Source organism: Varibaculum sp. C0165D1, assembly GCF_056590355.1.
Window position 1 is genome coordinate 78,956 of the sequence record NZ_JBWPVY010000006.1, and the last position, 9,173, is coordinate 88,128.

At 54.4% G+C, this 9,173-nt stretch carries 4 protein-coding genes; all 4 read right to left on the reverse strand.

Annotated features, from left to right (window positions below):
• Positions 1 to 4 precede the first annotated feature (4 nt).
• A complete protein-coding gene (locus AC1EKS_RS08655) occupies positions 5 to 973 on the reverse strand; it encodes an AAA family ATPase (RefSeq protein ID WP_481009715.1) in 969 nt (322 codons plus the stop codon).
• Entirely contained in the window at positions 970 to 6,720 is a 5,751-nt protein-coding gene (locus AC1EKS_RS08660) for an Ig-like domain-containing protein (RefSeq protein ID WP_481010366.1), read from the reverse strand. Before AC1EKS_RS08660 ends, AC1EKS_RS08655 begins: the two co-directional genes overlap by 4 nt.
• Before the next feature lie 410 nt (positions 6,721 to 7,130).
• Positions 7,131 to 7,541 (reverse strand): hypothetical protein, encoded by a 411-nt coding sequence (locus tag AC1EKS_RS08665; RefSeq protein WP_481009713.1) that lies wholly within the window; start codon positions 7,539 to 7,541, stop codon positions 7,131 to 7,133.
• A 19-nt stretch (positions 7,542 to 7,560) separates the two neighbouring features.
• Positions 7,561 to 8,883: a G5 domain-containing protein gene (locus AC1EKS_RS08670; protein WP_481010368.1), complete on the reverse strand. Its 1,323-nt coding sequence runs from the start codon at positions 8,881 to 8,883 to the stop codon at positions 7,561 to 7,563.
• Positions 8,884 to 9,173: the final 290 nt, after the last annotated feature.

The following is a 9,173-nucleotide window of genomic DNA, read 5'->3' on the forward strand; positions in this document are numbered from 1 at the left end:
TATTTTAGGCCTGCGAATCCACTGGTGGTGGTACCTCGTTGAGCGCTCTTTCAACTACGCTTTCTGCGGTTGCCCCCTCGAAGAGAGCATCCGCATCCATAATGATCCGATGGGCCCAAACTGGCACTGCCAGGGTTTTTATATCGTCCGGCAATACGTAGTGGCGTCCTTGAGAAGCCGCCCACACTTTCGCCATCCGCATCATCCCGATGGCTGCCCGGGTAGAGACCCCCAGATTGACCGCCTCGTCTAAGCGGGTGGCTTCCGCGAGTTGCTGCACATACCGGGTGATCTGGTCATCTACATAGTTTCGCAGCCCCAGCTGACCTAGAGTATTAATTTCTTCGGCCTCCACTACCGCCGCCAAATCTTTGGATAAGTCAGGTTGGGAGGCTCCCGACAAGATCTTGATGGCGATTTCCTGCTCGGGATATCCCAGGGAAATTTTTATCAAGAAGCGGTCTAGCTGCGCCTCGGGGAGTTTATAGGTTCCCGCCTGCTCTACCGGGTTTTGGGTGGCGATCACCAGGAACGGCGAGTCTACCGCATGCACCACCCCATCGACACTGACTTGTCGCTCTTCCATCACTTCTAGCAGGGCAGATTGGGTTTTAGGGCTGGCTCGGTTGATTTCATCTGCCAGTACAATATTGGCGAAAATCGGGCCGGCATGAAAATCCCACTCTTTGGTTTTCTGGTCGTAGACAGTTACCCCGGTAATATCCGTCGGCAACATATCGGGAGTGAACTGAATCCGGCTATGGGAGGCATCCACCGAGGCAGCGAGGGCGCGAGCGAGAGCAGTTTTCCCAGTTCCGGGGGCATCCTCTAATAGTACGTGCCCGCCTGCCAGGAAAGCCGCTAACACCAGGCGCACCTGGTGCCCTTTACCTAGTATCGCCCGATCAACATTGTCGGCTATCTGCGTGAAGCGCGTAGCAAATTCGGCGGCTTCGGCCTGTTTAAGGATCATATAGCTATCTCCCTTTCGGTTTTCCGGGCAGGTAAATCTTGCCCGCTAAGAATTGGGTCGGGGTACTTATAGGCGGCCAGGGCGCACTCGAGGGCATGCAGTTGCCCCGGAGACTCTGTACAGCTCCCCCAGGGCACTGTTCCTGCTCGTGCGGATACCGGCAGCTCTATTTGGGGTGTCAGGTGCGGCCATAGCGGTTTGGATCGCGGGAGTAAAGAAGTAAATTCCAGGTAATTTCGCAGGTAAACGGGAGTGGTCGCGGTATTTCCCTGCCCGCGCGAGGAATAGTCGGGGGCGGTGGTATCTGGTATCGAAACTACTAGCTCCTTTCGATTTAGCTTCTTACCACCTCGGAAGGCCAGCTGCGCAGTAATCTTCCAGGTCTCGCCAGGATTCAAGTTCGTAAGGGTTATAATCCATCCGCTTTCGGCAATGGGACTCAGCTGGTAGTCGTTCCCCAGCAGTTTTCCACTTTTTTGTTCTTTCCCGGAAACTACCAACACAATGTCAGAATCAATACTCCAAACATCTGCTCCCTGCACCCCCACATTAATAACCGCGGGAGTTTTATCTGGGTTCGTTAGCTCCATCGAAGTTAGGGCGGGATTTTCCTGGGCAGCTAGATTCGCTTTTACCGAGCCGGGCGCTACCTTATTTCGCTGAAAATCACAGGTGTATTTGACTTCCAGGCCAGATTTTGCCCGCGGGTCCGCGTACTGGAAAGTTCCATCACTACCTACCAGGTTCCCCCCTACACTGGTAGCCCGGCAGGAACCGCTATCTCCGGTGGGGGCGTTTGCTCCGTTCAGACTCACCGCGGCTAGTTTGGCCCCTGCCCGCTTTAAAGTGGCGCTAACTTTGTTTTTATCAAAGGGATCAAAAGTTTCGAACAAGCCACTAGTAGCTGCCAGTCCTGCCTTGGTATTGACCGCGTAAACGCTGAACCGGTGAGATCCGCCGGGGATATCCGGAACCCTCATAGTGGTATTTTTAGTTTCCCGAGCACCGCCTCCATCTATGCTCACCACATAGCGATCAATCGGGGAACCCCCATTGCTAACGGGGGGATCCCAACTTAGGATCGCTTCTCTGGCCTTACCGGCGGTGCCCGAGAGGTTTCTGGGGGCGCTAGGCATGACTTCTACTTCTATCGCCGGAGAAGCCCCGGAGGGTTTGGAGTCCCCTACCCGGTTGGTGGCCACTACCGTAAATCTGTGCGACTTGCCTGGTTCCAGTCCGGGGAACTCCACCAGCGTTGCCGGGGAAGTAATAGTTTTACCGGAAAGCGAATCGGTAATTTTATATCCGGTGATCGGCGCCCCATTGGCCGCGGGTGCCACCCAGGTAATCGTGGCAGTGGTGGAATCACTGATTTTGGCAGTTACTCCGCTAGGCGCATCGGGGACTGATAACACCCGGATGCGGGCGGTGCCGGTCACTTGGCGATCGGGATCGTTACTGGCATCTTGCAAAGTGTAAGAGACCACCAGATCACCTTTAAAACCAGCTGCCGGGGTTACTGCGAGGCGGGTTCCCGAGGCCGAGGCCTGCCCGGATCCTTGCACCACGCTGGGCGAACCCACTGTTTTTAAGGGCTTTCCGGGATAGGGATTCGTAGCGTACCGATTTAAATCGATATTGAGGGTTTTCCCAGATTCGCCCTCTAGATCAATCGCAGTTACCTGAATCAGCGGACGGGTGGAGCTGACCACCCGCACCGGTATTTTCCCGGTAGTCGGCGCAGAGCCGTCCTCTACGGTGACTTCGATATTGCCGGCGTCTCCTTTTGCTTTCCCGGCTTCAGCAGAAACTGAGAGCCGCGTGCCACTCAGCGAGGCCTTAATCCCGGCCGGGACTGCCCCCAGGCGATACCGCATTTTTGCTGGATTGTCTCCATCTTCATCCCTAACCATCTCCGCCAGGTTGACACTAACAGCTTCTTCGCCCGCTGCTACGTCTATGCGCGTGGGGGTAAATACCGGAGGACGGTTACTGGTGGGTTTAACCTCGATGGGGAGGGTTAAAGAGGCACTGAGGGCGGAAGAATCATTCGCTTGTCCGTCGCTAACCTGCATCACTAGGGAAGTTTTCCCGAAAAAGTCAGGATTAATACTTACTTGGAAAGAGTCATCGCCTGACATTTTCACGCCCCCCGCGAATCCGGCACCAAGGGTGATGGCTTTCGCGGAATGAATATGCGGGGTGCGCGCCTTGCGGGTAATCACATAAGAAGCCAAATCCACAGTTAAGGTTTCCCCAGATTTTGCTTTTATCGGCACGGTATCGGGATCGATATAGGGTTTTTGTTCAGAAACCCCGGGCACGTTAACTATGGCGTTGGCACTTAATCCATCCTGGTCAGTGACCGTATAGAGAACCAGTTGCCGCTTGGCAGGCGCCGGTATCACCAGTTTTTTCCCTTTGACGCTTACTCCCGACTGCTCACAGCTCACGGTTAGCGCGGCTCCATCCCCATCGGGGTCAACATCATTAGCGAGGACGTCCACTTCGATAGGGTCGCCAACTTTTCGTCCCCCCTCTTTGGGGGTCACCAGGTCATCAGCTGCTTCGGGGGCTAGCAAGGGGGCATGCGGGTCTACCTGCACAGTGGCGATGGAAGTGTCTTGCCCGCCGCGTCCATCGGTGATGGAATATTGAATCCCGTAGGAGTCGGCTTGCTTGGGAGTCGTAAGTACCACCGCGTTCTCGCGGGCAGCAACTTTCAAACTATCTCCGGGGCTCTGCAGCGATTCGCCGATTAGGCTAATCCCGTCGCCGTCAGGGTCGGTATCGTTAGCTGTCACCGCTACCGCGAGGGCACGATTTGGCCTTACCCGCACCTCATCCGGGTTGGCCTGTGGTTTTTGGTTCAGAGCGGCAACCGGAGCCACCCCTACCTGCACCCGGGCGGTTCCTTGTTTACCGAAGCGATCTTCCACAATATAGCTGAAAGTATCAGTACCGATTTTCCCGGATATTGGCTGGTAATTGAGCCAACTGGGGCCAATATCCACTACCCCCATTTTGGGGGCGTCAGCGATCCCCACCAGGGATACCGAGTCTCCATCGGGATCAATATTGGTTAGTTCTACTGGTATCCGGGTGGTTTGCCCCGATATTGCCCTTCCGGTCACTACCCGGGGTTCAGGAGCGGAGTTATCGGAGGCATTAGCTGGTTTTATCTCTACGCTGACCCGCGCACTCGCCTGGTTCTGTTTGGTGTCCATCACCGTGTAGGTGGCCTCGTACTTGCCGGGTTTTTTAGCCAAGAAGCGCACCTGGTTGCCAGTGACGAAGAACTTTCCGGCCTCCGCCGGGGTAGAGGTAGTAAGTTTCGGGGAAACTTTCAAAGTTAATCCCACCGGGGAACGGTCATTGGCCAACACATCTACGGTGGCGACGTCCCCTACCCGCCCTTTGGCTTCATCGGGTTTTGCGTTTGGCGGAGTGGTTGTTGATTGCGAGTTCGAGGGAATAACTGTAACTACCCCTTCGGCGCTTTCATAACCGTTGGACACCTGGTATTTCAAAGTTTCGGCTTTAGTGATTCCCCGCGGAGCGGTGATATTTAGCAGGGAATGATCCATCACGGTTGCCCGCAGTGGCGAGGACGCCCCCACGGTTACCGCCTGAGTGACCAGCACATCCCCGGCCGGGTCGGAATCGTTAGCCAGCACATCGGATAGCACCTGCCCGCCCACGGGCAGTACCGCCATATCATCTTCTACCACCGGTTTTCCGCGTTTTCCGGTAGCAGCCACATCCACTCGGATAACTCCGGTAGCGGTGGCCGGGCCATCGGAGACGGTATAGGTCAAGTAGTAGGTTCCTTCTTGGTCAGAGCGGAAAGAGAGGGTTCCGCCCGCCAGGTCGGGGGTAACTTGCGGTCCGGTACGCTCGATGTTTACCCCCGCCAAAGTCAAGGGATCACCATTGGCGTCGGTGTCATTAGCCAAGGGACGAATGGTGATAGTGGTACCTGCGCGTGCAAACGCAATATCACCGTTAGCCTCTGGAGGGACGTTTCCAGCCGCGCGTACGTCCACTATCACGCGCCCAGTAATTTCTTGTCGCCCGTCCGATACCAGCACTTTTATTTCTTTTTTCCCCACGCCACTGGCCTGGTTACGGATTACCAGGGTGCCTTCTTGGCGGTATTCAACCTGGTTATCTCCGTTACTAGAGGCTCCCGATAAGAACACGGGGTCACCGTCAGGGTCGGAAAATGCCGGCAGGGCGTTGTACTCTACTTGTTTGCCCGATTCGACCACTACTGTAGGTACCCGCTTTTGCAGCGGGGAACTATTTTGGGATTCGGGGATAACATTGACGGTCACATTCGCAGTGTCTACCCCACCCCGACCATCTTTTGCCTGGTAGGTGAAGTTTATGGTTCCGGAGGTGTCTGCGGGCAGTTCGATCCGCAAAGCCGCTCCCCCGCGTACTGGTTTTACTTCCCCGCGGCTAACTTTGCCCACTACTTCGGCTGTCAGTAGATCGCCATCGGTGTCGGAATCATTTTCTAACACCGGCAGGGTGGTTATTTTCCCGGGTCGCGCCCCGAATACGTCATCGTGAGCAACCGGAGGAGTGTTTTCTTTTTGCCGATCCTTTTGCGCTATCTGGTCGGTTTGCTGCGGGGAGTCTTCGCGCTCCTCCTCTCTCTTTAACATGCTAGAGATTTCATCCCAGTTATCTACTAGTTCCATGTTTTTATCAGCTAACCAGATCGCCCCATCGGTAGTGTCATTGAGCACCACCAAGTCGCGATTCTTGCGAAACACTGGGGTCTGGGCGGTTTTTAGGCGCTCTAGCTCTTGGGTGGGACGATAAACTTTCCCAGCACATTCGCGTACGAACTTTCCACTGCCTGCCCAGGCGCCATAGACGCACTGGGCTTTTACTGCCGGTCGTGCCGGTTTTCCGCCGCTTCCTCCCGAGGGTATCTCACTGGTTCCCCCGCTGGAGAGATCAACTTTTATCAGTTTGTCTTGGTCTGCGAGCAGGGCATAGGGCTTTGCCGGTCCGGATTCTTGCAAGGCCAACTGGGAACCAGACACTTTTATTCTTTTCCCGCTAGGCAGGTACAGCACTCCTTGCGCGCTGTCGAGGGCGACCGCTTGTTTTCCAATCCCCGCCACTTCCAATTTGGCGTTAACCGGCATCTGCGGAATTTCTACCCGTTCATCCTTCCAAAGTTTTCCTTCTTTGGTCACGGTCACTAACTCTTTGCTAGTCGGAGAAACCAGGAAGAACGTCCCCTTTTCCCCTCCTGCCAGCTGGGCGCCTCGCAGGGAACGCACCGTAGCATTGGCGCGATTACGCTCTTGAGACAGCAGGGATTGTCCGGTCCACAGCAATCCAGCTTCGGGGTCCAGGATTGCCAGGTTCGAACCGGATTGGGCAATTTGTTGCCCTTTCCCCAGGGAAGAGGAAGTCTCTAGCCGTACTTTCTTGGGGTCAATTTTTGCGGCTTCGCTGGCTGCTTGGTTTTGGAAGTTAACGTTCTCCCCTGCCTGGGTAACGTCGAACTGTCCAGTTTTGGAACGGACCGCCCCATCTAGGGCGCGGGAGGGAAAGTTCAAATGCCCCACCAGATGTTGGGATTGATTAGTTACCCAGATTCCGCCGTCATTAAGGTCCACCTGCGCCCGAGTGATACCGGGGTGCTGCCAGGCAAGATAAGCGATTACTAGGCTGAGAACAGTAAGGACCGCCAGGGAGACTTTACGCAGCCGAGAGCGCATTTTTGCGTTCTTTTTTCGGCGTGCTCGAAAACTGGAATAGTCAGTACTGCCGGTTTGATATTTTGAGGATCCGCTTTGCCCCTGGGAAGAGCGAGATGAGTGCCAAAAGCGCCCTTTGCTTCCTCGCGACTCATTTCCCCGCGACCTGGCCACAGCGATGTCCTCTTCTCATCATCTTTCCCCCGCCAACCTGGGAAAACATTTCCGGGCAGGTGGGGAACTAACCTGCAAGTGATTACCAATTAATGAGTCTACTAAACTTCCGGTCACCGCCGCCGCTTTTGGCCAGTTTTCCACAGGTATCGTTTTTTAGACTGCCCGCTGCTAGAGAGCTGGCAGAGAGGGCGCATATCCAGCCTGGCTTGCTATTTAGACCGCGAGTAACCGGCCTCGCCTATCCGGGGGTGTTATTAGGGAATAGTGCCGCTGCAGGATAAGTTTTTGGTGCAACTTAACCGCAGGGCGATGGTTTGACTTTGCCCGGTGCGGAAAGTTACCAGGTAGCGGCTGCCGGATTCGTTTACTACTCCTTTTTCCGGCAGAGTCACCTTTTTTCCTGCCGTTTGCGCGCTGAGGAACCGCGCGGTTTCGCTATTGCCTACTAGTTTGGTTACTTCGGCCTGGTCACCCCGAGTGAGCGCTGCCGCAATTTTTCGCCCTTGCGTTTCAATCTGTTGATTGGCGGCTTTATTGCGCGCTTCGCTCTCCACCCAGGTATGGAAGGTTTTAGCCCCCCACGCCAGGCAGAGAGCGATCGCGACTATCTCTAGGGCAATTAGGACGCGCCAGAGACCGCGATGGGTAGTGGTCTTTTCCGGCATGATTTCCCTGTCGTTGCAGCTATTGCTGGCGACGGCGTGCCGCCACTAGGACACTTCCTGCCGCTAGCGAGGCAATGCTAGCTACCAAGACTCCCCAGCTGCTCACGCCCGTGTCTTTCAAGCGAGGAGCGGCTTGATCTTTGTTGTCAGGTTTCACTGCAGCTTTTTCGGCAGTTCCATATTCCACGATCTGGGTCTTGGCCGCGGTCTTTACCGTGGCAGCGGTAGCTTCATCCTTAACAATCTGTTCAGCATTATTGTCATCCAAATAGAAGTACTTGAGCATGGGGGTCACTTCACTTCCCATGACTCCCTGCTGCACAATCCGCTCTGTTCCCTTCGCCAGTTTGGGGTTAGCGCGGCGTTCTACCTTGAAGGGGACGGTTTTCTTAGCCTGGTATTCCTTTTTCTGCAGCTTGGATACCAGCTCAATCTCCCAGCCTTTAATATCATTGCCGGTGACCTTTAGCTTGTAGTAGGGCGCAGCCGCCACTTCCGGATCCAGGAACTGTGCTTTCAGGAAGTAATCCCGGTTCTTGCCCACATACTGGTTCCAAATCTCGAACCTATCTCCGCCAGGAGTTAGCCGCCGGAGAACTTTCTCCCCTTTCCGGTTAGGCAGAGTAAGCATTGAGAATTTCTTCCCGTCCTCGAAATTGAATACTCCCTCAAAATCGGTCACTCTCCTGTTCCCAGAGCCGTAATGTTTGCGATCCTCGCCCTTCTTTTGCAAATCGTAACTGGCCGCTACCTTTAGCTTCCCTTCATGCCAGGGCGCAATCATTCCCGTCAACTTGGTATTATTTACGTCCTGATTCGCCTGCTGCACAAGCGAAACCCAATGGGTGTCCCCTTCTTCCAAAAGGTTCGCAGAACCCTTAACTCTTCCCCGGACATCCTCGCCATTCACAGACCAGTAAGCTTCAATATTTCTGAGATCTGTTGGCTTCGCTAAGTTAGTATAGGTCTCGTCTCCTTTGAAGTTTTCTATCTCTTGCAGGGGTATCTTCTTGATTTCGCAATAATTTAGCTCCGGGGTAAGTGGACGGGACCAAAAATTCTCGATTTCCCCAGTTTTCTTATTTTTTCCGCTGAGCCTGAGTGAAAAGGCGATTTTGCCGGCAGACTTTCCCTCTTGCTCCGGGTTACAGGCTTTTTTCGCATCGGCAGGTTCGGCGTAAGTAGTCCAACGGAGACCAATATTAAGAGTGCCGTCACCGTCGGCAGCCTTGGCGCTAGGGCCGGCGGCCACAATCCCCACAGCGGTAAGAGCTAGCGCCAGCAAAGTCACTAGGATCCCCCCGAGCTTGCGCGGCATCGCTTTAGCGATTACAGAGTTCAAGTTATTTCCTTCCCTCAATGTGGAGCTGATCAACCAGGTATTTTACGGTTCCAAGCTCCCAGACCGCTCTAACTTTCACCACGATTAGCGGTTTCCGAAATAGCGGTCTGTTTATTTTCTTAACTATTCGCGAATAGTCTTTCAGATACACTACTGCACTGCAACCGCAATATCGCCTCTACCTGCAAATACGCTTAACTATGAATATAGGCACTTAGGTTCTAGTGGTGGTTGCAACACCGAGTTTGAAAGGATGTTTCAACGGTGTTGTATGAGTATGCGGGTGTTGT